18 protein-coding genes are annotated in these 24,854 nt (G+C 62.1%); 5 read left to right on the top strand and 13 right to left on the bottom strand.

What is annotated here, in order from left to right; translation table 11 throughout:
• Positions 1-133 precede the first annotated feature (133 nt).
• Positions 134-709 (top strand): hypothetical protein, encoded by a 576-nt coding sequence (locus JW958_13580; GenBank protein MBN1827284.1) that lies wholly within the window; start codon positions 134-136, stop codon positions 707-709.
• A gap of 68 nt (positions 710-777) precedes the next feature.
• Entirely contained in the window at positions 778-1,011 is a 234-nt protein-coding gene (locus tag JW958_13575; protein MBN1827283.1) for an Lrp/AsnC ligand binding domain-containing protein, read from the top strand.
• Positions 1,012-1,069: 58 nt separating this feature from the next.
• Here the strand turns inward: JW958_13575 and JW958_13570 are convergent, their stop codons facing one another.
• From JW958_13570 to JW958_13550, 5 genes are all read right to left on the bottom strand, one after another.
• Positions 1,070-1,597 carry a hypothetical protein gene (locus JW958_13570; GenBank protein MBN1827282.1) on the bottom strand — a complete coding sequence of 176 codons (528 nt, stop codon included), beginning with the start codon at positions 1,595-1,597 and terminating at the stop codon, positions 1,070-1,072.
• Between the two features lie 143 nt (positions 1,598-1,740).
• On the bottom strand, positions 1,741-2,808 hold the full coding sequence (locus JW958_13565) for a dipeptide epimerase (protein MBN1827281.1): 1,068 nt from the start codon (positions 2,806-2,808) through the stop codon (positions 1,741-1,743).
• 2 nt (positions 2,809-2,810) lie between these two features.
• Positions 2,811-5,180, bottom strand: coding sequence for a creatininase family protein (locus tag JW958_13560; protein ID MBN1827280.1), 2,370 nt, complete (start codon positions 5,178-5,180; stop codon positions 2,811-2,813).
• Positions 5,177-6,280: a DUF1611 domain-containing protein gene (locus JW958_13555; GenBank protein MBN1827279.1), complete on the bottom strand. Its 1,104-nt coding sequence runs from the start codon at positions 6,278-6,280 to the stop codon at positions 5,177-5,179. Before JW958_13555 ends, JW958_13560 begins: the two co-directional genes overlap by 4 nt.
• Positions 6,277-7,344 carry a pyridoxal-phosphate dependent enzyme gene (locus JW958_13550; GenBank protein MBN1827278.1) on the bottom strand — a complete coding sequence of 356 codons (1,068 nt, stop codon included), beginning with the start codon at positions 7,342-7,344 and terminating at the stop codon, positions 6,277-6,279. Before JW958_13550 ends, JW958_13555 begins: the two co-directional genes overlap by 4 nt.
• Before the next feature lie 436 nt (positions 7,345-7,780).
• Here JW958_13550 and JW958_13545 point away from each other — a divergent pair, with 436 nt between their 5' ends.
• Together JW958_13545 and JW958_13540 are read left to right on the top strand one after the other, a co-directional pair.
• Entirely contained in the window at positions 7,781-8,674 is an 894-nt protein-coding gene (locus JW958_13545; protein ID MBN1827277.1) for a DMT family transporter, read from the top strand.
• Between the two features lie 192 nt (positions 8,675-8,866).
• On the top strand, positions 8,867-10,762 hold the full coding sequence (locus JW958_13540; GenBank protein ID MBN1827276.1) for a hypothetical protein: 1,896 nt from the start codon (positions 8,867-8,869) through the stop codon (positions 10,760-10,762).
• Here JW958_13540 and JW958_13535 read toward each other — a convergent pair.
• The 5 genes from JW958_13535 to JW958_13515 all read right to left on the bottom strand — a co-directional run bounded on the left by JW958_13535 (position 10,759) and on the right by JW958_13515 (position 20,013).
• Complete coding sequence (locus tag JW958_13535) at positions 10,759-12,366, bottom strand: glycosyltransferase family 39 protein (GenBank protein MBN1827275.1); 1,608 nt, start codon at positions 12,364-12,366, stop codon at positions 10,759-10,761. The genes JW958_13540 and JW958_13535 overlap by 4 nt on opposite strands.
• Positions 12,367-13,587: 1,221 nt before the next feature.
• Positions 13,588-15,216 carry a recombinase family protein gene (locus JW958_13530; protein MBN1827274.1) on the bottom strand — a complete coding sequence of 543 codons (1,629 nt, stop codon included), beginning with the start codon at positions 15,214-15,216 and terminating at the stop codon, positions 13,588-13,590.
• A gap of 21 nt (positions 15,217-15,237) precedes the next feature.
• Positions 15,238-16,158 carry a hypothetical protein gene (locus tag JW958_13525; protein ID MBN1827273.1) on the bottom strand — a complete coding sequence of 307 codons (921 nt, stop codon included), beginning with the start codon at positions 16,156-16,158 and terminating at the stop codon, positions 15,238-15,240.
• Between the two features lie 30 nt (positions 16,159-16,188).
• Positions 16,189-19,281, bottom strand: coding sequence for an ATP-binding protein (locus JW958_13520; GenBank protein MBN1827272.1), 3,093 nt, complete (start codon positions 19,279-19,281; stop codon positions 16,189-16,191).
• A 9-nt stretch (positions 19,282-19,290) separates the two neighbouring features.
• Positions 19,291-20,013 carry a hypothetical protein gene (locus JW958_13515; GenBank protein MBN1827271.1) on the bottom strand — a complete coding sequence of 241 codons (723 nt, stop codon included), beginning with the start codon at positions 20,011-20,013 and terminating at the stop codon, positions 19,291-19,293.
• 236 nt (positions 20,014-20,249) lie between these two features.
• On the opposite strand from JW958_13515, the gene JW958_13510 reads away from it, so the two are divergent.
• Complete coding sequence (locus JW958_13510; GenBank protein ID MBN1827270.1) at positions 20,250-21,287, top strand: WG repeat-containing protein; 1,038 nt, start codon at positions 20,250-20,252, stop codon at positions 21,285-21,287.
• 48 nt (positions 21,288-21,335) lie between these two features.
• Here the strand turns inward: JW958_13510 and JW958_13505 are convergent, their stop codons facing one another.
• The 3 genes from JW958_13505 to JW958_13495 form a co-directional block, all read right to left on the bottom strand.
• A complete protein-coding gene (locus JW958_13505) occupies positions 21,336-22,925 on the bottom strand; it encodes an SAM-dependent DNA methyltransferase (protein ID MBN1827269.1) in 1,590 nt (529 codons plus the stop codon).
• A 4-nt stretch (positions 22,926-22,929) separates the two neighbouring features.
• Entirely contained in the window at positions 22,930-23,886 is a 957-nt protein-coding gene (locus JW958_13500) for a XamI family restriction endonuclease (protein ID MBN1827268.1), read from the bottom strand.
• A 503-nt stretch (positions 23,887-24,389) separates the two neighbouring features.
• Positions 24,390-24,854, bottom strand: a 465-nt coding sequence (locus tag JW958_13495) for a hypothetical protein (GenBank protein MBN1827267.1), incomplete at its 5' end; no start/stop codon positions are given.

Here is a 24,854-nt window from a genome sequence, read left to right as displayed (position 1 = left end):
CGCCCGCCGCGATCGACCCGCGAGCCGCCGGCGGGCGCCGGATCGGTATTCCTTGACGACCCGCGAGATTCCTCCTTACACTGGGCGCGACGAACCGTTTCAAGAAAAGGTCACCGGTGACAGGAGGTAGATCGTGCGATCCCTTGATCGGGTCCGGATTCCGCTGCTTCTCTTTTGGTTGGCGTGCCTGCTCTCCATGGGATGCGGCGCGACCCTTCCCCCCCTCGACTCCGGCGGAGAAGCGGGGGCCTCTTCGACGACGGAGGCGGAGAACGAGGAAGCGATCCGCGAGGAGTCTCTCTTCCACGAAACCCTGGGCCTGCACAAAAACGCCACCGTCTACACCGGCCTGGACACCTACGACGTGCGCAACGTCCGTTTCAACACAGGCCAGGGCTTCGGCGCCTCAGACGCCCTCGTCGGTTTCGTGAACAACACCCGTTTCGAGATCAAGATCCGGTTCATCGACCGCCTGCGTGTGGTCGATCGGATCGCCCCCGCCGAGGCGCGCGCCGTTCCCCACCGGTTCGACATGATCGAAGACAAGGATCTGGATTACACGTTCCGCACGGAGCTGAAGAAGACGGATAATGAGCGGGTGGAGTTCATCGTCCGGATCAACGCCATCGGTGGAGAGTTACGGGAAGGAGGCTCGTTCGACCTGACCGGCGACGAGCTGCAGTCTCTGCGCCAGATCGTGTTTTACTAGGGGACGGCGGTCCGGGCCGGAACGGGACCGGGCGGGCCCGTGGGAACATCCCGGAAGGAGGGGGACCGATGGCCAGGGCTTATCTGCGGATCAATACCGACATCGGGCGCGAGGTGGAAGTGCGAAATCGCCTCCGTGAGGTTCCGGAGGTTCTCAGCGTCGACATCACCGCCGGCGAGCAGGACATCATCTGTCTCGTCGAGGGGGATTCGGTCGATTCCATCCTCGACCTCGTGGTGAGCAAGGTCCGGGGGATCGAGGGGATCCAGGGAACGACCACCAACCTGATCCTCGACTGGTAAAAAAGAACCGGATCCCCCGACGGGGATCCGGTTCCCGTTTTGCATCATCCGCGCTTCTCTATTCGGATATCACCATCACGGTTCCTTCGTGTTTCTCGCCGTCGTACATGAAGACGAGGCGGTCCTTCTCTCCCTTGCCGGCCATCAGCATGCCGCCTTGCACGCTCTGGTTCAGCGCCTGAATCTCCCAACCCGATTTCTCGAGGTCCGCTTTGTACCGGACCGCCGCCTCGGAGTCGAGTTCCTTGAAGTGGATGTCGCACTTCCATCCCTTTTGGTCGGGGGTCGACATACGGGAGACGCCGACCACCTTACCGTAGGTGAACCGGGGGATCTCGATGGGCAGGTCTTCCGGCCAGGTGGAGGCCTCGCCGGCCTCCACCTCGAAATCCTCCCCCTTCACGGAGACCCGGCCGTCCTTGATGTCCACGTCCGCCTTGCCGTCCCCCGCCTTTTCCAGAATCTTCTCCGCGACCTTCTCCGCCGCCCTTTCGTCCGCGTCCTTGCCTCCGCAGCCCACGGTGAGAGAAAGGGAGACGATGAACAAGGCGCAGATCAGAACGGCGCATTTTAAGGAGTGATGCATTTGGATTTCCTCCTCGGTTGACTTTTTGTGTTTCCGTCGCCGGGTACCGGCGATAGCCGGGAATAGAATACCCCATCGGGGAGAGGGATGCCCGGAAGAAAAGGAGGGACGCGGAGGGCGCTCGCGCGGGGGGAATCGGCTTCTTAGCCGGGCGGGTCGAAGCCGAGGCCGGGGCGGCCGGTCGGGCGTAGAACGCCGTCCTTCAGGATCACCGCGCCGTCGGTCGGGTCGCCCTGAAGGTCGAGATGTCCGTCCAGGTCGCAGTAGGCCACGTTCGGCCGAGAGAGGGCGAAGTGGAGGCCGGCGGCGATTCCCAAGGCGGCCTCGTCCATGCAGCCCACCATCAGCTCCAGGCCGGCGGAGCGGGAGACGCCGTTGATGAGCATCGCCTCGGCGATCCCGCCCACCTTCATCAGCTTGACGTTCACCATGTCCACCAAGTCGCGCCGGGCGAGCCGGAAGGCGTCCCGGAGCGTGTTCAGGCTCTCGTCCGCCATGATCGGCAGGTGGACCTCGCGGGTCACCCGGCCCAGGAGATCCGGCTCCCCCTTCGGTGTCGGCTGTTCGATCAGCTCCAATTTGGCGGAGCGGGTCGCGTCGACGAAACGGACGGTCTGCTCCACCGTGTAACCCTGGTTGGCGTCGAAACGGAGCTCCATTTTGGGACCCACCGCTTCGCGCACCCGGAGAATACGGTCGATGTCCTCATCGAGATCGCTCCCCCCCTTGATCTTGAGGCATCGAAATCCGCGCCCGGCGAGGTCGAGGGCCCGTTCGACCGTTTCGCCCGCGGGGAGGATGCCGATGGTGACGCTGGTCATGAAGGAGCGGCGGAAACCTCCGAGCAGTTTCCAGACGGGGAGCCCCGCCGTCTTTCCCAGGATGTCGTGAAGGGCCATGTCCACCGCGGCGAGGGCGGAAGGGTTCGCGGGAAGGTGGGGGCGGAGACGCTCGATCAGGCGGGCGGTGCGGAGAGGATCGGTTCCGAGGAGTTCTTCCCGAGCCGGACCGTCCAGGAACGCCGCGACCGTGTCGGGAGTCTCCCCGGTGACGGGGAGGTCCGGCGCGGCGCAACCGTAACCGATCGTTCCCCGGTTCGTCTCCAGGCGGAGAAAGACGTTGACCGCCGTTTCCACCCGCTCGTAGGCGATCGTGTAGGGCTCGGCGAGAGGCATCGAAACAGTATGGATCTCAACCTTGGTGATCTTCACGATCAGTAGCGCCTTTCATAGATCTCGTCGAGGGTCATCTCCTTGAGATCCTCCACCAGTTCGACGAGGTTGGCGATCATCACGTCCCACATCTTCCGCCCTTTTTCGGCGCTCGCCACCGTCGGGTCCCCCATGACGCCGCTCGGCGAGATCCGGTGGGTGAAGGCGTACCAGGATACTCCCCGTTTGGACGTGAAGTTCAGGTAGCGGCTGGAGAAACGGGGAACGAGTTTCTCGGCGAGTTCCATGCGGACCAGCTCGGGCCGGTTGGCGAGGCTGGTGCTCGTCTCCACCTCGCCGGCGTGGACGTCGTTGGGCGTTTCGGTCATGGCGTCCAGGTCCACGTCGCTCGTCTCGCCGCTGTCCACGCCGACGAAGATCCGCGCGTCCCGGTTGATCATCTGCGCGGCGAAGTTCAGCGCCGGCGCGTTGCCGCCGTGGCCGTTGATGACGAGAAGCTTGGTGACGCCGTTCGCGGCGACGCTCATGCCGATTTCGTAGACGAGCCGGGAAAGGGTTTCGTTTCCGATGCTCACGGTGCCGCTGAAATCGTTGTGATGATAGCTGACGCCATAGGGGATCAGAGGAAGCACCACCGGTTTGGGATCCCCGCAGCGCCGCGCCACCTCTTTCGCGAGGTAGTCCGCGTCGAAGGCGTCCGTGTCGAGGGGAAGGTGGGGGCCGTGTTGCTCGATGGCGCCGACCGGGAGGAGCGCCAGGTCCATCTCACGGAAACGGTCCCGCGCCTCCGGCCAGGTGAGTTCGCCGAGAAGGATGCGCGCGTCGGCGGCCTCGTCGCCCTTCTCCCCGCGGGAGGCGGGGCGCCTCTCGAAGAAAAAGGGGCGCTGAAGCGCCTCGTCCCGAAGAGGATCGAAGTCGACCCACTCCCGCCCCTTGCGCCGGGCCGCGCCGTCGGCGTGGTCGGCCATGATGCGGTAGAGGGGGCGGCGCATCTCCGCCGGGATTCCCTCCATCGGCGCGCGGACCGGGTCGAAGCGGAGCTTGAGAACCTCGGGGCGCGCCCGCAGCTTCCGCCGCCGCTCTTCGTCGAAGGCGATCGCGCCTTTCCGGTCGAGCATCCAGAAGAGGTGCTCCGCGCCCGCCTCTTCCTGGTGGATCCCGTGGCGGGCGAGGTCTTCACGGCAATGCTCCACCTGCTCCGGCGTGTAGCCGATCCGGCCGGGGTCGGCGTCGAAGGCGAGGAGCATGCCGACGATGCGCCGGCACTTTTCGCACTTCCCGCAGGGGCGCACCCGTTCGCCGTCCTTGTGCGCGGCGTGGCAGGAAACCTGTTGCTCGAAGAGGCGGGGGTAGCGCGCGACGAGAGTCTTTTCGATCAGAAGCTCCGAGAGGTTCCGGACCAGCGAGAACTGGCTCGTCGCCAAACCCTTCCGCGCGTAGTAACGGGAGAGGGCGTTGTCGAAGAAGCGGGACTGGTCGAAGAGGCCGTCGTAGTGCGTGATCCCCTTGTGGCTCGTCCGTTCGGTGGTGTCGTACTCGTCGCCGATCAGGACGCGGCCGGCGCCGCGCCGGCGGGCGACGGGGAGAACGCCGAAAAGGAAGACCGCCACGGTCCAGAGTCGGATCGGGTATTCGTCGGATCGGAGTTCGGCGAAATCGGGCCGCACGAAGGGGAGGTGGCGGAGCATGCGGGCGAAGACGCGGTCCGAGTTCATCCAAACCCGCGCGGTGTGGGGAACATTCTCCCGGAAGTAGCGATGGGCGTTCAGGGCCGTCAGCCAGTGCCGCCCCGATTCGTTCCCGAAGACCGGGTGGACCTCGTAGCCCATCTCGTTCAGCAGCCCGAAAGTGAGCAGGCTGTCCTTGCCGCCGCTGGAGAGAATCACGCAGCGGTTCCGGTCGCAGCCGCCGGTTCCCCAGTCGAACTTTCCCTCCTCGGCTTCGGGAAAGAGGAGGGATGCGCGGAGGTAGTTTTCCCGGCGGACGGCGGGGAGTTCCCGCGCGTCGCCTACGAGGAATGGATTCGGCTCGAGGAATTTTTTGACGTAAATTTCCCGCGCCGTGTTCTCCGCCATGTCCCGAAGGAAGCGGCGGTCCGCCCGGTCGAAGGGGCCGTGGAACACGAGGGAGTCGCAAAAGAGGCCGTAGTTGAGCGCCGTTTGCGCTGCGGCGACGGCGGCGAGATTGCGGTCCGCCGGGGAACGGGGATCGAGGACCCTCTCCTCGAAACGGTAGATGAAATCGAAACGGTCCTCCCCTCTCGGCCCGAAGACCGTGTAGGGGGCGACGATCCGGTCCGGCTCGACGCGGACCGGCCCGACCTCGAGGCGATCGAAAGCGCGGAGAACGGCCAGAGGGTCCTTCCCGCCGGCGTCCGGTCCGCTCTTCTTTCCTTTCGCGCCGTCGCTCATTTTCCCCTCCCTTCGCCCCGCGCGCCGGGGTGGTCCAGGCGGCCGAGAAGGGCCGCGGCCATTCCCCCCGCCCCCTGGAGGAGCACGTCGAAGGCCGGGAGGCCCGTCACCCGGGCGATGGCTTCGCACATCGCCGGCACCGATTCCGGGTCCATGTTTTCATGATTCACGGCGATCGCCGCCACGGGGCGGCCGCCGACGATCTCCACCGCCTCGATCTGGCGGGCGAGCGGTTGGATCGGATAGCCGGGGAAGCCGTCGTATTCGAGGCGCGCGGGCGCGTGTTGCAGCACGATCAGGTGCGGCCGCGCCGCGGCGAGGATCTCGTAACCTCCGGGATAGGCCGGATTCAGCATTCCCCCCTGCCCTTCGATCACGAGAATCTCCGGACGCCGTTCCTTCCAGGCGCTCCAGACGGCGTGCTCGATTTCGCCGGTGAGAAAGTCGTTTATGAGTGAATCGAGCATGATCGAGTAACGCGCCCCCTGGAGCCAGGCGGTCTGCCCGGTGCCGATCATTTCCGTCGACCGGCCCGCCGCCTCGAAGGCTTCCACCAGTTTCCAGGCGGTGGTTCTCTTCCCCACGGCCGAGTCGGTTCCCAAAACGGCGATCCGGAAAGAGTCCACCTCCTCGATCTTTCCCGTGAAGAAGTGGAGACTGTTCCGGTCGGGCGGGCGACGGATGTCGCGGAGTTCCACTCCGTGGCGGGAGGCCGCTTCGCGCATCTCCGGGTCGTCGGAGAGGTAGGTGTGGAGACCGGAGTCGACGTGCAGGCCGAGCGCGATCGCTTGGAGAACCCCCTCCCGGTCGGCGGAGTCGAGGCGGCCGCCGTCCGGCGTGAGACCGATCACCATGCGGACGGGGGGGAGGCCGGCGCCGCGCGCCGCAGCCACCGCTTCGTCCAGGCCGGCGTGGATCGGGATCCCGTTCGGGGCGCCGTCGAGCACCTCGCCGGCGTCGCGCCCGGCCCAGCGAGGGTCCACCACGCCGGTCACCCGGTAGCGCCCCGTGAAGCGAACCAACCCGTGCGCGGTCTTTCCATTGGTGGTTTGGAATGCGTTCCTGCAGTAGACGACGGCGTTCTCTCGGGCGTCTTTCATTTCTTCCCCGTCAGGACCGCCACGTAGCGGTCGTTCGGAAGCGGACTCTTCTTGTGCTGTTCCAAAAGGGCGATCAACCCGGCGGTGGACGCGGGGAGCACGTTCAGCCCCTCCTTGTCGCGGATCATCCGGGCGACGGCGGTCATGTTCTTGTCGCTCGCGTCGGAAGCCCAACCGCCGGTGTTACGGATCGCCTGGAGCGCCAGGTCCCCGTCGATGGAGTGCCAGTTGACGAGAGGCTCGTTCACCCGGGTCTCCTTGATTTGCGCCCGAGAGAGGTCCTCGCATTGGGGGAGGTTGCGGGCGAAGGCGCGCACGATCGGGTTCTTGCCGAAGGTGGAGCCGGCGACGAGGCGGGGGACGCGGGAGGTCTTTCCGCGCCGGGAGAGGCTGAGAAAACCCTTCGAGACGCCGGCGAGTGTGGTCCCGTTCGAGACGGGGATGGCGACCACCGCCGGAGCGTCGCGTAGATCGTCGTAGATTTCGAGGGCGATCGTCCCGTAGGCGCTGAGCTGGAGCGCCGTGTTGGGGCCGCCCGGATTGGCGTCGTAGATCTCGTCGCGCTCCGCCCGCTCCCGGGAGACCTCCACCGCCTGCTCGTAGTCCCCTTCCACACGGAGGATCTCGGCGCCGAGCGCCTCCATCTCGACGATGCGTCCCGTGTGATAGTCCCGGGGGATATAGATGAAGCATCGGATTCCGGCCGCCGAGGCGGCGAGCGCCACCGCGGCGCCGTAGTTCCCGCAGGTCGCCATGGTGACCGCGTCGAAGCCTCGCCGGAGGGCGTCCATCGCCTGCGCGAAGGCGATCCGGTCCTTCTGGGTCCCCGTCGGATTCCCCCCCTCGAACTTCAGATAGATCTGCCGGAGTCCGGTTTCCCGCTCGATGTTGCGGGCGCGCGTGAGGGTGGTGTCCCCCACCTCGGAGTCGACGACGTCCTCGAACGCCTCGAGCCGCTCCTCGACGGGGAGGGAATGGTCCCGCGCGATTTCGGAAGCGGACGCGGTCTCGGTGGACATGGGCGTCTCCTGAGGAGTCGCCCCGTCGAGGGCGGGATCGAGCATCAACCCGGTCCTCGGTTCTCCGCCGCCGCCTCCGTTTCGGTCCGCGGCGTTCCCGGCCGCGCGCGGGGGGTCGGTCCCGGTTCTCGCCGCGCCGTTCTCTCCGCTCGGAGGAGGCTCCGCCTCCTTCCGATCCGCTGTTTCCGCGTTCTTCGAGGGGGGTTCTTTCCCCTTCCCGTTCGCTTCTTTCCGTTCCGTCATTCTGTAGCCGCCTCCCCTCCGGGCGCCGCAGCCGATTGTCGCGGTCGCCGCGCGCGGTCGACGGGGCGTTCCCGCCGGACCGTCGCGGTTCCATCAATATGGAGCGATGGGGGGTCCCGCGCAAAGGGAAAACGGGTGATGCGCCGGCGCGGTCCGGCCGGGGGGCGTTCCGGGGCCGAGGATCGCCCGTATCCCCAAACGGGTCTTTCGGCTATGCTCTCTCCCGAAGGAGTGCCCCATGCAAGGGATCCCCTATATCGGAGAGTTCTTCGCCCTCGCCGCGCCGATCGCCTGGGCGTTCGCGGTCATTCTGTTCCGCAAAACCGGGAGAACGGTGCCGGCGCCGGCTCTCAATCTTTTCAAGAACGTGCTCGCCTCTTTTCTTTTTCTCGGGACGCTGGCCGTTATCGGCGAGCCGCTGTTCCGCGGCGCGCCTCTGAGCCATTTCGCGATCCTCTTCGCCAGCGGCGCCCTCGGCATCGGCATGGCGGACACTTTTTATTTCATGGCCCTGAACCGGATCGGGGCTTCGCTCGTGGCGATCGCCGGCACCAGTTACAGCCCCGCCGTCATTTTCATGAGCTATCTTTTTCTCGGGGAGCGGCTCAGCGGGCCGCAGCTTCTGGGTGTGGCGCTCATCCTCGGGGCGGTTCTCTCCGTGCTCAGGCTGCGGGACCACGCGCATCTGACGCCGCGGGTTTTGGCGGCGGGCGTGACCCTGGAAATCTTGGCGAACGTGACCCAGGCGGTGTCGATCGTGATGATCAAACCCCTCTTGGCGGATTATGGGCTGATCTGGGTGAACTGCTGGCGGATGTTCGGCGGCGTTCTCCTGGCGGCGCTTTTCTTCCCGTTCATGCCGAAGAGGCGCGAAGCCATCGCCTCTTTACGGAACCGGGGCGTGTACCTGGTGATGGTGCCGGCGGTGGTGATCGGCACCTACTTTTCTCTCCTCTTCTGGTTGGCGGGGATGAAATACACGCTCGTGTCGGTCGCTTCCGCTCTCAACCAAACCTCCACGCTTTGGATTTTCGTGCTCGCCGTGCTCATTCTGCGGGAGCCGACCTCGCGGCGTCGCGTCGCGGGCCTCCTGATCGGTCTCGCCGGGGTGGCGCTGGTCACTTTCTGCTAGCGGCGGGGGCGCCGCCGTCCACGTCGTGGGCGGAAACCGTCCATGGCGTGTGCGTTTCCCGGTCCTCTCTCTCGGCCGCGATTCCTCCGATCCCTCTCTTTTCCGCTTGTTTGCGCGATCCCGCGGGCGACCCGCGCCCGGGCACGCCGTTTGCTTCCGATCCTTTCCGGCAGGAGAGGGGGAGCGGAGAGAATGACGGATCGAAAGAAGATGGGTGCGCGGATCTCGCTGTTTCTCTGCGCGGCGGCGATGTGGGTCGAGTCGCCTCCGGTCGGGGCCGGCGAGGGCGCGTTGTATTTGGACGCGGCCGGGATGGAGGAAGGGGTTTTCGCCGGAGACACCGTGTCGGTGGGAGTCGAGGTGAGCGCGCTACGCGCGGCGGGCGTCCCCGAGTCGTGGTTGCGCGCCGAATGGACCGGCGGTGCCGGAGGCGGATTCACGGTCCGTCCCGTTCCGCCGCTCTCGCACGGAGAAAAGGCCAGGATTGACTGGCGAACGACGATCCCCCTGGTCGAGTCCGGAGCGGAGACCCTTCATGTGTGGTTGGTCGCCTCCGGATCGGGGGAGACCCTCGCCCGGGCCGACGCGCCGATCGGCCCCACCGTTCCCGGAGAGCGATTCCGCGTCGAGGCCGGCGGCGAACCCCTTCATGTCTCTTTATGCGGAGAGCTTCTTCTGGTCGAGAGTGAGGCGGGGGTCGAACCGTGGGATCTCGGCGAGCCCGCACCGATGGAGCACGTGGTCGGGGACGGCGGAGAGGCTGTCGCCGGGAACGGCTTCTTCCTCTGCGTTCGCGGGGATCTCATTTTCCGTGTCGACGCGGCGGACGGGGCGCGTCGCCGCCTTTCCGACCCCGCCTTTCGCGCCTTTCGGCCTACCATCGGGCCGGGTGTTCTCCTTTGGGCGAGACACTGTTGCGGGCTCCCCGGTGAAATCGTCGCGGCGGACCGGGAGGGGCGCCCTCTCTTCGGAACGCCTTTGGAATCGCCTTTGGCGGGGGGAATCGCCTGCGACGAACGGATCGCCGTTTGGGTGGAGGAAGGCGTCGCCGGAAGGACGCTGCGCGTCGCCGATCCGTCGACCGGTTCTGTGCGGTCCGTCGGCGCGCCGGGCGATCCATGGCCGACCGCGGCGGTGAGCGACGGTTCCGTGGTGTGCGCCGTGCGGGAAGATACCGGCGCCGGACTCTACCTCATTGATCCGGAGGGCGGCGGCGGGGAAAGAATCGCATCCGGACGGTCCTTTTCCGCCGGGCCCTGGTGTTCCGGCGAGCGAATCGCCTGGGCGGAAAGGGACGGAGAGGGGGAGTCGGTCTTTCTTAGGGAGAAGGCGGGGACGCGGACCCTCCGGATCGCTTCCTCGACGGCCGGCATCGAGGCGGCGGCGCTCTCCGGGAGCGTGTTTGTCTGGGTCGACGGGGAGGACCGGAGCGCGGTCCGCGGGATACGGATCCGTTGGCCCGGAGAACGCTTCATCCCGCCGCGGGACGCGGCGTCGCTCGGATTCCGATTCGTGGGGGCGTGGGCGTCCGTGGAAAAGGTGCGCATCTCCTGGAGTTTCCGGGAGGATCCCGGGAAGGGCGTCTTCACCGTCTGGCGCGCCCGGGAAACGGCGGACTCGACGATCGATTCGACGGCGGTCGGATTCGGGGAATTGGGGGGGACAGGGCCCTATCTCATCGAGGACCGGTCGATCCCCGCTCCGGGCGCACCGGAACGCGTCCGTTATTGGCTCCTCCTCGAAAGAGGGGAGATCGTGGAAACGCTCGGACCTCTCGCCGTTTCCCTCCCCGATAGGCCGGCCGCCGTCGACCTTCTACCGGACGGCCCCAATCCGGCGCGCGGCGCCGTCCGTTTCGTGCTCACCGTTCCACGAGGGGAGAGCGCCGGCGCCCTGTCGGTCCGGGTGTTCGACGCACGCGGTCGTCTTGTCTCCGAATCGGTCATGGAACGCGCGGGTTCGGGACGATTTCCCATCATTTGGGACGGAAAGGACCGGAGCGGTCGCCGCGCTCCGCCGGGTGTCTATTTTCTGCGAATGGAGAGGGAGGGGCGCGTCTTCCCGGCCCGGAAGATCGTTCTTCTCTAGCGGTCGCGGTCCTCGCCGGCGAGCAGTTTCTCCAGTTCCAACCGCGCGGGCCGGAAGGAGGGGTTTTCACGAAGGGCGTTTCGAAAGGCGGCCTCCGCTTCGGTGGTCCGGCCGAGGTCGCGGTAGAAGAAGCCTTGGTTCAGGTAAACCAGATGGAGCATCCCCGAACCGGATCCTTCCGCGATGGCCCGCCGGAACGCGTCTTCCGCGGCGGCGGTGTTTCCCCGGTTGGCGTAGAAGGTGGCGATCTCCGTCTCCTGCTTGACGAATCCCCGGTAGGGGAAGAGGGGGACGTGCGTGAGCGCGAAGAGGATGAGGAGTGAAGGGAGAACCGGGAGGAGGAAGCGCCATTCCTTGCGGCGGATCGCCGCGGCCGTTCGCGCCGCGCCATAACCCGAGAGTGGGACGAGGCCGAGAGCCATGGGGAGGCGGTAGCGTGAAGTGACATAGAGAAGGAGAAGGGAGACGAAATAGGCGAGCGTGTAGGCGTGAAGAAATCCGACGGTTCGCCAGCGACGGAGAGTGAGAACCATGCCGAGAAGACCGAGCGGCGCGAGGATGTGGAAGGAGAGAAGCCACCCGTGGAAGAGGGGGGAGACGCGGGCGAAATACTGCTGGTCGTAATTGTCCGGCACCTCGTATCCGTTCCAGGCGAGTAACGCCTTGCGTAAAACGAGTCGGCTCCAGGCGGCCGGATCGGAGCGGATGAAACGGAGGGCGCCGCTGATCCAGAAGCGGGAAACCTCTGAGGGGTGAAGGGGGCGTCCCATTCGGGACTCGGCGAAGCGACGGGCGTCTTCCTCTTCGTGTTCCGGCACCGTCCGGATGCTCGCCGGCGGGGTGTGAATGCCGGTGGCGGCGGGATTGTTACCGACGAAGACGTTGATCCCCGCGTCCGACTCGGTGAGCACCCAGTCGCCTCCCACCACCCGGTTTCGGACCGTCACGGGCGCGACGGCGATGGCGAGGCCGAGGAGAAAGAGACTGCCGTTCCGGAGCGCCGCGCCGGACAGGGGGCGTCTCTCCCGCGCGAGGATCCAGAGGAGGATCGCCCCGGCGGGGAAGAGGAGGTTTCCGCGGCCGCAGACCGCGACGCCGAGAAGGAATCCTCCCTGCGCGAGGGTGAAACGGTTTTCGTCGGTCGTCCACCTTTGCAGGCGAAGAAAGGCGAGGGCGGTGAAGAAGAAGATCACCACCGACTTCAGGAGCATCAGGTCCTGAAAGAGGAAGGTGGCGTATGCGGCGGCGAGCAGCCCCGCCGCGTAGCCGGCGGCGGAGGAGAAAGCGCGCCGGGCGAGAAGGAAGAGGAGAACGCAGGTGATCGAGCCGAGGATCGCTTGGGCCAGGCGGACGGCCGTCAAATCTCTACCGAAGAGCGCGTACAAACCGCCCAGAAAGTAAGGATAAAGAGGGGATTGGTAGAAGACCCCGTCCCCCCGGAAGTCTCCGGAGGCGATCCTTCCCGCCCATCTGTCGTAAGAGGCGGAGTCGATCATCAGGTTGTCGAAATAGGGATGGGGATGAAGATGGACGAGGAAAAGTACGCGCAAAAAGAGTGCGATCAGAAAGATCAGGAGAATGGACGCGTACAGTCTGCGTTTCATCCGTTTCCACTCGTGATGGAGAACAGGAGGAAGATACCCGGTGCGGTCGGACAAGTCAAACGGTGACGGCGGCGGTGAGAATCTTCGCCGTGAAAGCGCGGATGGATGGTGCGGGGAAAGGGAACTCCGTTTGGTGTTGAAGCGGCCGCCGAGGCCGACCCGCCCGCCGGATCTCGGGAGAGAGGGGAAGGGCGCCGGCGATTGGGGAGGGGGCTCCTCCTTGCGATGCGGCGGGGAACGCGGCGGTAAAACGGGGCCCTCCTTCCGCCGAACGGGACGGCCCGGGTCGGACGATGCTGGCCTGCACGATCTCTAGCGCCCTCCTCGGCGTGGATGCCTATCTGGTCCGCGTCGAGGCGGATCTGGGGGGCGGTCTCCCTTCCTTCCACGTGGTCGGCCTCCCCGACGCGTCGGTGCGGGAGGCGCGGGAGCGCGTCGCCGCGGCCGTTAAAAACAGCGGTTTCCATTTTCCGGCCCGGCGGATCACCATCAACCTCGCCCCCGCGGGGATCCGTAAGGAAGGGGCGCTCTACGATCTTCCCATCGCCCTCGGTCTTTTGGTCTCCTCCGAACAGATCGAGCGCTTCGCTTCGGCCGAGATCCTGGCGGTGGGGGAACTCTCCCTCTGCGGCGATCTTCGTCCCATTCGTGGGGTGCTCCCCATGGCGATTCGCGCGCGTCGCGCCGGGCTCCGCTCTATCCTTCTTCCCAGAGAGAACGCGGAAGAGGCGGCGATCGTGGACGGCCTGGAGGTGCGCCCCGTCGAATCGCTCCGGGGGGCGGTGGACCTCCTTCTCGCCCCGGACGCCTCCGAACCCTTCACCGCCGGGCCGAACGGCGACGATGCGGAAGAGGGAATCGGGCCCGATCTGGAGGAGGTGCGCGGCCAGGAGCAGGCGAAGAGGGCGCTCGAGGTCGCCGCCGCGGGCGGCCACAACCTGATCTTCATCGGTCCTCCGGGGTCGGGGAAGACGATGATCGCGCGGCGCCTCCCGTCGATCCTGCCGGAACTGGACAGGGAGGAGGCGCTCGACGTGACCCGCGTCTACTCCGTGGCCGGTCTCCTGCCGCCCGGCTCGTCGCTTCTCCGGCGGCGCCCCTTCCGGGCGCCCCACCATTCCACTTCCGACGCGGGGCTCATCGGCGGCGGCGCCTACCCGCGTCCCGGCGAGGTCTCCCTCGCCCATCACGGTGTCCTCTTTCTCGACGAGCTTCCCGAGTTCAAAAAGAACGTGCTCGAGCTGCTCCGCCAGCCGCTCGAGGAAGGCTCCGTCCGGATCGCCCGCGCGAGCGCCTCCCTGCGCTTTCCCTCCACTTTCCTTCTCGCGGCGGCGATGAATCCCTGAGGTTGCGTGCCTTTTTACCGGCCATCTCCGAGGGAGACGGAATATAGATGAGGCGGAACTCTATGTCATTTTTGCCGATACGGACTTCTTGCACGATGTTCTCGATGATCTGCTGCTTCTCGTGGAATTCCAGGTGCGGCCAGCGAGTGAACAGGTCTTTGGCTTCGGAGAGGATCTCGTCTCGGGAAAGGAACTGGATCTTGAGGAAATCGACTTCACCTTGGAGTTTGGGGATCTCTGCTTCGATCTGCTTCTGACGCTCTTCGAGCGGCTTGTACTTTCGACCGAAGCCTTCTGGTGAGATGCCGTCTTTGAGGTAGAGCTGGTAGATCCCCTCCATCTCAGTTTCCACCCGTTTGAGTTCGCTCTCAAGGCTCGTGAGGGCCTCCTGCTTCGCCCCTATCGTCTCGTCGGCGGTTTGGAGGTAGGAAGAAACCTCCTCGGGCGAGAAGAAGAACTCGCGGAGCTGCTCGTGGAAGACGGCCTCCAGGTCCTTGGTGGGGATCTTGTTGCGGCATTCCCGGCAGATGTACTTCGGATCCCGGGAATCCGTGGAGACGTACATTTTTCTGCCGCAGTGGCAGAAGACGAGTCCGGTGAACAGATAGCTCGGCTTTCTACCCCGCCGCCTCCCGTTCCTGCTCTGCTCCTCGAGGATCGCGTTGCATTGGTTCCAGAGGTCCTCGGGGATGATCGGTTCGACATCTATGTAGACCCATTCGGATTCTGACTTGAGAACCCACTTCTTCCCCTCACCGAGGGACTTCGTGTAGTTGGCGCGGTGTTTGCCCTTCGCGGTGGGGTCCTTGAGGAGACGATCCACGGTCGTGCCTGAGAACTTGGCTCCCTTCCGGGTTCGGTAGCCCTTCTCGTTGAGGATCCGGGCGACCGTCCTCTTTCGTTTGTGTTCGAGGAAAAGCTCATGGAGAAGGCGTCGGACGGGAGCCTCTTTGGGGTCGAGAACGAGTCTCCGATTCTCCCACTGGTAGCCGAAGGGCGCCGCTCCTCCTGTGGGCTTGCCGAGCTTGGCTCGAATGGGGACAGAGGCGGCCACTCGCTCCGAGATCTCCTCCCGCTCCCACTGGGCCATGGCGGCGATCATCGTATAGAAAAGCCGTCCGGCGGGTGTGGTAGTGTCGATGGCTTCCTGGAGGGAAATCAGATCCGCGTCATTCTCTCGGAAAATGTCTGCGAAGTCGAGGAGCTCTCGTGTGTTCCGGGCGAGGCGGGCGAGCTTCGAGAAGATGAGCCCAGTGATGTGACCCGAGCGAACATGGCGGAGCATCTTTTCCGTCTCGGCGTGGCCCATGACCGATTTGCCCGAGACGGCTTCCAGGTGATAGACCTCCCGAACACGCCAATCCTTCGATTCGGCATAGGCGTGCGCCCGGCGTTCGTGGTGCTCAGGACTCTCGCCCCTAGCCTGGTCTTCGGTGGAGACGCGGATCCAGATGCCGACTTGCTTTGTTACCGTGTCATTCTTCAGTCGCGGCGCATCCCGCATCGGGAGATACCCCCATATTACTCACGTCACCATAAGCGACGTCAGTTCAGATGCTGTTCTCCAGTCCGTTGTTGCGGGACGCCACCGCAGAGAAAAATGTACCTCGAACAGAACAATTGGGAAGGCGTCCGCAAAGAGTTTGAAGCGGAGCACATAGTCTCCCTCATCGGTCACGATAGGTTCCCTTGGCGTATCACGAAGGCTATGGAGAAAGAGCCCCGGTCGATCCGCCCTGATAGCGAACGCGTCGATCAATCCGAAATCCTGCGGGAGGATCGTTCGCTCATATCCGGCCTGCCCCGCCCACTTCAAGTACGCCCGATCTGCACAGACAATCTCGCGCTCTTCACAATCCCGCAGCGAGTCGAGAATACAGACGGTGCGGAGAGCGGCACGGTCATTCCGTCTATTCTCGATTCGAATCTGCCACACCCTCTGTGTGGCAGTTCCGGTATGATCCGTATAGACGCAGGAGACATCCTCATGTCCAGCAACTACCAGATTGCGGGAGAATGCGGGTCCCCACCCTTTTTCTCTTACGAGCCTCCGAACAGCTTCGAGAAGTTCGTCCTGATTGCCGAATTGCTCCGGGTTCCCCAGTACATATCTCAGGTAGCCCTCGAGAAGTGCCCCGCGTTCCTGCAATGCAATCATCTCGTCGCGAAAGCCTAGCTGATGCGCGACGGCCAGTTCCTGGTGAGTAAAAAGCGACATAGGCAAATCGTTCGGACTTGACTGTCGTCGCACGAAGTCGATGAAGAGATAGTAGTCCGATGTACGAAGTTCATTCGTGATTGTCAGGATGTCGCTTAGACTCTGGACCTTGAAGGCCAGATAGGGATTGAGGTGAAATTCCTCGGTCAGGAGTCTACGAACGGCTTCCGCGTGAGTCCGTTCGTCTGGAGGCCTCTGACCACAGCTAATGAAGACCTTCCCTGGCATGGTCTGCACTTCCCTTCGGTATGGCAACGATCAATCCGCAAGCCGCCTCAGCGCCCTTGCGATGACACTCGATACCGCCTTCCGCTTTTCCGCTTTCTCCCCTTCGGCGACGGCCTTATACCGTACTTTCACCCGATACCCGCGAAAGGTCTGCTCGCTTCCCGCCTCTTCCGCGTCGATCGCTTCCAGAACCGAGAATACCTCATCCGGCGTCGCGACGACCACTCGATCGCGGTCTTCCTTCGAAATAGCGGAAGATACCAGGGCCCGCACCTTCGTGAGGGTCTTCTTCTCGGTCGAGATCCAGACAACTTGATCGAATCCGCCCGCAAGGCACTTCTGAATGTTCTCAAGCTCCCTCTCCGGCGGAGAGGATACTCCGATCTCGCAAGCGACCGTATGTTCTCCTCGACGGAGAGCCACGTCTACGTTTCCCAGTCCATCGAGAATCGGCTCCTCCACGGACGCTTGCCAGTCCTTTGACTCGGCCCAACGTCGGATGAGCTCCTGGAGGTACCGGTGCTGTTGCCCTCCCCGACCCGGTAGCACAGGAGCCTCGGGCATTTTCGCGCGCTTGCGGGGCTTCGGTGCAGCTGGAGGAGGCACGTCCGGTGGCGCTGTCCGAGCCGGTGTTGGCACGGGAGGTGCCTTCTCGACCTCCCTCTTTCGGGTGAGGTCGATACCAAGGAGCGATTCCGCTGAATCGCGGATCAGAGTTTCGATCTCCTCCCGGCTTCGTGCATAGACCTTTCGGGAGTGCTCGACCGCGGCCCCTCTTCTGGTTTCAGCTTCGTCAGGATCAACCCGGGGAGGAAGGGGCGTGTCGACATTGAAGTCATACTCGGCCCGTTCCATCCGGACGACGGCCTGCCCGATCCCGAGATTCTGAAGATCCTTCCGATCGAAACTCGAGAATCCCTTCTCAAGCGTCTGCGCGTCCTGATCCCCGACTCGGAAGCAAACCCGGGTATATGGGTTTGAAATGACACTATTGAGAACGTCCTTGTCCCGGCTCGCGAGCTGCTGGAGATCCTGATGCGCGAGGATGAGAGCGAGGCGATACTTCCGCGCTCCCGAGAGAATTTGGGCCATCGTAGGCGTGATGAAGTTGTGGAACTCGTCGATGTAGAAGTAGAACGGTCGGCGTTTCTCCTGGGCCACCTCTTGGCGGCTCATGGCGATCTGCTGGAGTTTCGCGACCACGAGATTCCCGAGAAGCCGGGCGTTTTCTTCGCCAATCGCTCCTTGGGAGAGCCGCGCCAGGAAGATCTTCCCCGAGTTCATGATCTCCCCGAGATCAATACGATCATCCTTTTGGGCCACCATGTTCCGGATGAGCTTCGGCCGGAGGAAGGTGTCAAGACGAGTGAGGATCGGGGTCTGAGGTCGTCCGGAAAGCATCGGGAACTGCTTCTTCCAGAAATAGACCACTTCTGGGTCGTCCACCGTTTCCAGGAAATCGTTCCGGAACTTCACGTCGAGTAGGAACTTTCGGAGATCGACGAGTGTTCCTCCCCGGCTGCTTTCGAGAAACGCGACGATTGCGTTCGCGAACACCGAATTCATCTGATCGCCCCAGCTCTCCGACAGGCTCCGGAAGATCGCGACGAGGTCGGAGGAGAGGAGGGTCTTTTCAAGTTCTGAGTGCGCCGAGAGGATGTTGAACCCGACGGGAAAGTTCTCGTCCGCCGGATCGAGGATGACAACGTCCTTTACTCGGTTCTCCGGGATTCGGCCGAGAACCTCGTCGATGAGGTCACCGTGCGGGTCAAGAATGCCAAGCCCTTGCCCGCTTTCGAGGTCCTGGTTGATGAGATGGAGGAGCAGGGTGGACTTTCCGGTTCCGGAGGCTCCGACCACGTACATGTGCCGGGACCGTTGCTCGGGATTGAGGGAAACCTCGACGGTCTGTCCCGAGTGCGCATTCTTCCCGAGTTGAAGCGTGTTTCCGGTGGCGATAGCCGGGGCCCGTTTGGTCTTCCGTTCCTCGCGCAGAAGCTTGGGGATGCGGACGGTCTCGGAGGGAGGATGTACAAGCGAGACGAGTTCCTCGGAATTTAGAAGCATCCCGCTCCGTCGGCTCCGCCTCAAGAGCAGGTCCTCTAGGTGATCGACGGAATCGTAGCCGTCGTTCGAAAGCGGGATGAACTCATTGCTGGTCGGCTCCGAATACGCGTGGAGAGCGCCGCTCACGGCCCGGACGATTCCCCAAGCCCGATCGAGGCGTGGGCTTGTGGCCGCAAGGCGAATGACGGTTGCGAAGAGTGGCCGGGACGCCTTCTCCCGAGCGATCTTGGGCATCATGGGTGCGTCAATGAAGAAGCTTTTGCCTTCGTCGTCCATAACGGAGCGGATCATACTCTCTGCCCACGGATGCCTGGCGTGTTGGAAAAGCACCTGGAGAACGGCGATCTCGCGTTCCTCTAGATCGGACAGCGCTCCCAGAACGCCGGTTAGTGGATCCGTCTGGAAGTTCCGGAAGCCTCGCAAGGGAAGCATGAATTCCTGGGAGAGTCCGAGGTCCACGATGACCAGATGCCCTTCCTGAACGGCCTCCCATCGATGGATGAGGGATCGGTCCTGGGCCGTGAGGGTAATATCCGGGAAGTGAGCCTGAAGTTGCCCCCGGACCTGAGCGCGGTCCTCATCGCGGCAAGCCATCTGGAGCGCGAGTGTCTGCGCCGTACCGATCGCCTCGAACGCGATCGGGAAAGCCGTTCGTGGGACACTTAGGAGGAATTGTTCTGCAGCATCCTTGGCGACCTTGAGTTCGGGCGGGGCGGAAAGGCGGTATTCGATGATGGGAGATTCGGAGTCGAAGGGATCCGGCTGACTCTCCTCGTCACCCTCCTCGTTCGCTTGATCGGAGCCAGGACCATGCCTGCGAGAGACCAGCGCCGAGAGACCGTCGGCGAGCCAGCTCAGGAGAGTCGCCTTGCGAGCGTCGTCGATTATCGGTCCCTGGAAGGGTAGTTGATGAAAGCGAAACGGCTCAAATGGCGGCTCGATGTCGACCGGATGATCCCAGAGAAGCCACCCACGGCCCCGGTGCTCCCACTCGTAGAACTGAGCCGTCAGGATCTCGCTCGCGCTTGGCGACGGAGTGGACTCGTTTCCTGGCATGGCCCGCTACTACCTCTTCAGAAGCCCCCTATGAATGGGCTTCCGCTCGTCCTCCGAGAGAGCACGGATGCCCTTGGCGGATGTCATCGAGTCAATGACTTCCAGCACGGCCGTCTGGACCATCTTCTCAAACATGAGCATCGTATCGACGCGATAGTACGTCAAGGGGCGGAAGATCCATGCGTAGAACAGGTTCAGAAGCGGGATCGAGAGGATGGCCTCCTCGAATAGTGTGAACCCGACCCGAGCGAGAAGCGCCGAAACCCAGAGCATTCCGAAGAAGACCAGGATAGCGACGAGAAGGTACAGCACGGAGTGGTCAGTCGCGCCCATCAGCATCAAGGGCGACCCGATCACGTTCGCGACCAGAGGAGCGAGAACCGGAAACAGCAGCCGTGTGAGAACGGAGAGGACCGAGAAAAACACTATACCCCAAAGGAGCCCCCACCGACGCTCCTTCATGGTCAACCACCAGGAGAAGAAGAACCCAGTCCCGAATGGCGCGGCGCATATGTCAAAAAGGAGATCCTCCCGCTTCACCCGGAGATACTCGCGCTTCGGGGAGAAGGCCCCGGTCTCTGGATAAACCACCCGCGACGTACTGATGTGCGGGATCTGGCGTCGCTTCAGCGCCTCTTCGAGTGACGCGTAGAACTCCTGCGAGGACGCTTGGAAGTTCTCGACCAAGGTGGACCAATGAGAAAAGGCAAGAGCGGAGAGGATCTTGAGCATAGGGGTTCCCTCCAATCCCGAGGAACACGTAGTAGGCAAATGATCTGCCTGATCATAGACGTGTTCGCTAACGCACTTCAAGCGTGTATTCGCTGAGACTCCTAATAGGTTCAAATTGAATATGTTGCGCGTCGATCCTTGTGACTTGGGTCGGATCGCGATAATCTCGCTGTGACCGCACATCGAAAGGCTCCCGAGCGCGGTGCTCGGGGTAGAAGATGGTCCGGAGGAACCCCATGAGTGAGTACTTTTGCAATAGGGGGAGCCGTCGACCTGAGCGTCCGCGTGTTCCTCCATCCTTCCCGGCTCGTCGAAAGCCCGGCCCTGGGACTCCGTCAGTCCTCCTGCGCGTCCTCCTGTTGGTAACGTTTGCGTTCCTTGGTTCAGGGTGCGGGAAGAAACCGCTCTTCCCGGTCGTCGTGAACGGCAAATGGGGATTCATCGACGCGACCGGGAGGATCGTAATCCAGCCCCAATTCGAAACGGCACGATCTCCGTTTGATGAGGTCGGCGCGGTCAGAAACGGCGGAGTGTGGTTATTCGTCGATCCATCCGGGAAGACAGTGAAACTGCCCCAGTACGACCAGATCGGTGGGTTCGAGAACGGGATAGCCTGGGTTGAGAAGAACGGGAAATGGGGATGCGTTGATCAGTTTGGGAAGGAGGTAATCTCACCCCGATTTGAGTTCATGCAGGGATTCAACGACGGCTATTGTGCCGCGAAGCATGAGGGGAAGTGGGGTTTTATCAACCGGAAGGGTGAGTTTGTGATCGAGCCGCAGTACATCGAGGCGGGGTCGTTTTCCGAGGGTCTTGCGCCAGTTCAGCTCTATTACGAACACTGGATCTATATCGACAAGAACGGCGATCAGGCAATCGCCAAGGTGTTCAAGGAGGCATCTGAGTTTTCGGAGAGGCTTGCGTCAGTTGCGGTCGCTGACGGAATCTTCTGGACCCACGGCTACATTGACAAGACCGGGGAGTTCCGAATCGGTCCAGGATTCAGGACGGCTTGGGATTTTCATAGCGGTTTGGCTCCCATCCAAGACAGTACTGACAGCTGGAGCTTCATCAATCAGTCAGGTGAAGTCATGATCGAACTGGGAGACGTAAGTCCGCACGTCTTCGTATTTGGTTTGGCGCAGATCTTCACGGAAACGGGGTATTCCCAGAGGGGAAGTCGGACAATCTTCACTGGTAGATTCCACTACATAGACACCAAAGGCGACACGGTCTGGTCAATGCCGAAAGCCGAGTCATGGGACTTTCCATAGACTGCCAACTTAGTCTGGCTAGCCATCGGCGTTTAGGAGATGGGCCAGCTAACGGGAACGGTATTCCTCAGGGAATAGCTCTGGTTGACTGGCAGGTTCGACCCCACTGATGATTGTGAGGATCGTATCTGCAGGAACGCGTGCAAGCTCGCGTGGTTCTACCTTATGGAGCCCGCCGCCATAGACACGCCCCGCGCCCACCACGTCCTCAGGTTCGATATCTTGAAGGATGGAGAGAACCTCTACATACAGATCAGGGCGATTCTTGAGGGCGACGCTCAGAGCCCCCTTCGGATACAAGAGGAGATAGACGTTGGCAGCAGTGGCATCTGACCTGTTCAAGAAGAATCGAAATGGGCTTCGGCCGCCAGCATTTCGCCCCATATAGGTACATAGGAAAGGAGCAGGCCGTCGCTGTTCTTGTGAGTACCATGGTGATCTGCGGCTCGCAAGGTACCCCGAGGGAATACCGGAAGCCTTTCCGCCCTCAAGATAATCGGCGAAACGGGGGTACTCACGCTGAATCACCGATTCCGGAATGTTGCAGTCTAATAGTGCGAGTCGTGGACTTACCGCAGGGTACCCATCGGGATCTCTCTCGATTATCTGTTCTGTGACGTATCTCGGACTAGGTAGTATTGGACGAAGGGCCAGACTGGGAATGCCATGAGAGTCAGCTTCTTCACGAGAGAGGATGAAGAAACGGTTTGCCCCGGTGGCGAGGCCCCGCTTGATCGTGAAGAGATCACCTAGCATAGCGGTCGTTGTGGTCTGGATCTTCCTGGCAGATTCTTTCCGGGGATAGACGGACCATTTTGGCGCGTTCAGAAGATCTTCCCTGGACACGTTCTCGCTCTCTACCGGACGACTGAGTGATGGTCCGGAGGAGAAGCGCACCTTTTGTCGGCTCGTCGGTCTAGATTTCTCAAAGACAACGATGGCGGAAGTGACAAGCGCGTCACCGAATTGAACATCATCAGCCTGAAATCGGTGAATGTGAATGAGTCGCACCTTGTCCAGAAGATAGCGCTTCAACGCTTGGCCATAGTTCACATCCATGAACTCCGTAGGTATCAACCACGCAGCAAGCCCACCTTCCTGCATCCATTCGTGCGTCAGGAGCATGAAGTAACAGTAGAGACCGGCAAGTCCGTTGACCGGCAGACCGAGACTTCGGAGAACCTTCCTCTGAAGATGTTCCTTGACCGATCGCGTCAGATGGTGATGCCGGACATAAGGTGGATTCGTCAGAACGAGGTTGAACCGGGAGTCGTCTTCTGGGGGTGAGAGTTGCGTGAAGTCGGCCTTGCGGATTACTAGGTCCGTCTTCCCCCACAGACGACGTGCTGCGTTGACGAAGCGCGGGTCGATTTCGCACCCTTGAGCACGATCAATTTGATCGTGGGGAAACGCCTGAAGAAGTGCCGAATAAAACGACCCTGTACCGATCGCGGGGTCGAGAAAGCGAACGGGATCACGGTCCTTCCAGCGCCTGTGAAGGTATCGAGCTATATCGAGGGCCAGACGTGGAGGAGTTGCAAACTGCCCGAGGAGGTTGCGCTCCTTGGGAGATTTCTGGCTATCGAGGTATGCTTGCTGCTCAAGCCGAGCAGCTTCAATTGACCGGATATCGTTCATTTGCTCAAAGGCCGAGCTTGTCGAGGTCTTCAATCCTATGCTCCCAGATCCAGTCGATGCCCTCGGCCGCCTCATAACCAAGATACCCTGAATCGAAGTACCCGCAAAGGAAAAGAACGAATCGTGTGCGTGCTCCATAGGAGGTCTTGAGTTGTCGCATCTTCGTCGCCTCCTCCTTGCGGCGTTTATTGACGTTAGTGAAGTCACCGGCTGATTTCGCTTCGATGAGAATGGGTACCCGGTCCTTTGATGGATGTTTCGGCTGAACGACGACATCTATGGGAATGTTTATGCTATGAGATTTGTCGCCCACGACAGCGTTGGTTCGAAATGCAAACGTCCCAGGGGCCATCTCCCGTATCGTCTTTCCTGGTGGTGGCCCGCTCTTCCTATAACCTCGCTCCTTGAGGAATCCCTCAATCAAGGAAAGCTGTCTTTGCTCCTGGGCGTTCCGAATGATCGGATCCGAGACCGCTCCGCAGAGACGATCTGCCACTATGGTAGATGCGCGGTAGCGTTCCTCTTTGCCTGGGCGCGAGGCTCCTGATAGCCAAGGAAAGATGTCTCTGTCCAGTAGCTTGGTGATTGTTGCGACTATCCGCCCAAGGTTCTCATCTAGATCGGTAGATGTCATTCGAACCGGAGTCCGCTTCTCCTCTTCCATCTTGAGAACGAGGTTCTTGCTGGCATATGAGAGTCCGATCAACCGATCCCTGGCAATGGGGGGACAGGTAGACATTCGGAGAGTGGAGAGAATGCCAGGATTAGTCTTCAACACGGTCGGGTCAATGTTCCTCAAATCATCAGTTAGCTTCAGAGTCGATTCCACGGCGTGGGTGGTTTTGACGCGCGTGTCGCGATAGGCCTTCGGGGCGAACTTGAGAAACCAGCTATTGAAGAGATCGACGGACGCGGCGATGTCTGCTTTCCAAAGATGTGGCTTGTCGAGGTTGATTGACATTCTTCTCCCTAAGTAGATAAGCGAATCTCGCTGTTAGAGTACCCCGATTCGCGAAGAAAGAGAAGGGCAGACTAGAGTATCCGAGGGGAAGTGTATTTGATTGGCAATAAAGATGTTATGGGACTGAAAGATGAAACGAAGGCTCGATGAGGGGCACCCGACTCGAAGGCAGGGCAGAGCTGATCGGCGGTTGTCTCTCGATGAATCAAGGTACTTGCCCCTGAAATCTTACTCGTGACATGAAGGAAGAGAAAAGAGACAGCCACGCAATGAGTTGCGCGACAGTCTCGGGCGGTGGGGCTCAGAAGGAGAGTGACTCACGGAAGACCGTGGACGGTCTGAGAGTGCCGTCTATCTGGGCACGAGGGTTTCGGGTCTTCTGGATTTCGCCAAGGGCCGTGTAGAGAGACCAGGCCGTTTGAGGTGAGGATAGAGGAGCTCCACGATAAGGGTCCCGGCGCAACTGGGACCCCAGTGTTCGAGTTCGAAGTCAGTCGTGTGCTCTACAATGCCTCGAAGGACTCACCACTCGTGATCGGCTGAGAAGATCTTTCGGTCTGTACATGCGTGCTCTCTGAACGACTCATGTTCTCCGATTGAATCCCCGCGCCTTGCGCCTGGCTCGCTGCCGATATCACCGGGGTCCCGGCAATCCAGCTATTGAAGCAATCGATGTAGTCGGACGACCACACGTAGGTCGTCTCCGTCGCGAGCGTGCCGACACAATTCACGAACTGTTGGAGATTCGAGATCGCCTCCTGATAAGAAGACAAGGACGTCGCGATTGAACTATTGATGGAGAGCTGACTGTCCCACAAGGATGACAGACTGCTCCCGTCGTCGAATCGGACATCTCCTTCGACCGTTAGATCGTCATTCACACTAAGCGGGTTACTATCACCGCTTGAAATACTCCCTCCCACGAACAGGTTGCCGTCTGTTTCAAGGGTCGCGAAGGACATTGTACC

It is taken from the genome of Candidatus Eisenbacteria bacterium (assembly GCA_016930695.1).
GTDB lineage: Bacteria > Orphanbacterota > Orphanbacteria > Orphanbacterales > Orphanbacteraceae > JAFGGD01.
Note: the sequence above shows the minus strand (reverse complement) of the source record. Positions and strands in the feature narration are given on the sequence as shown.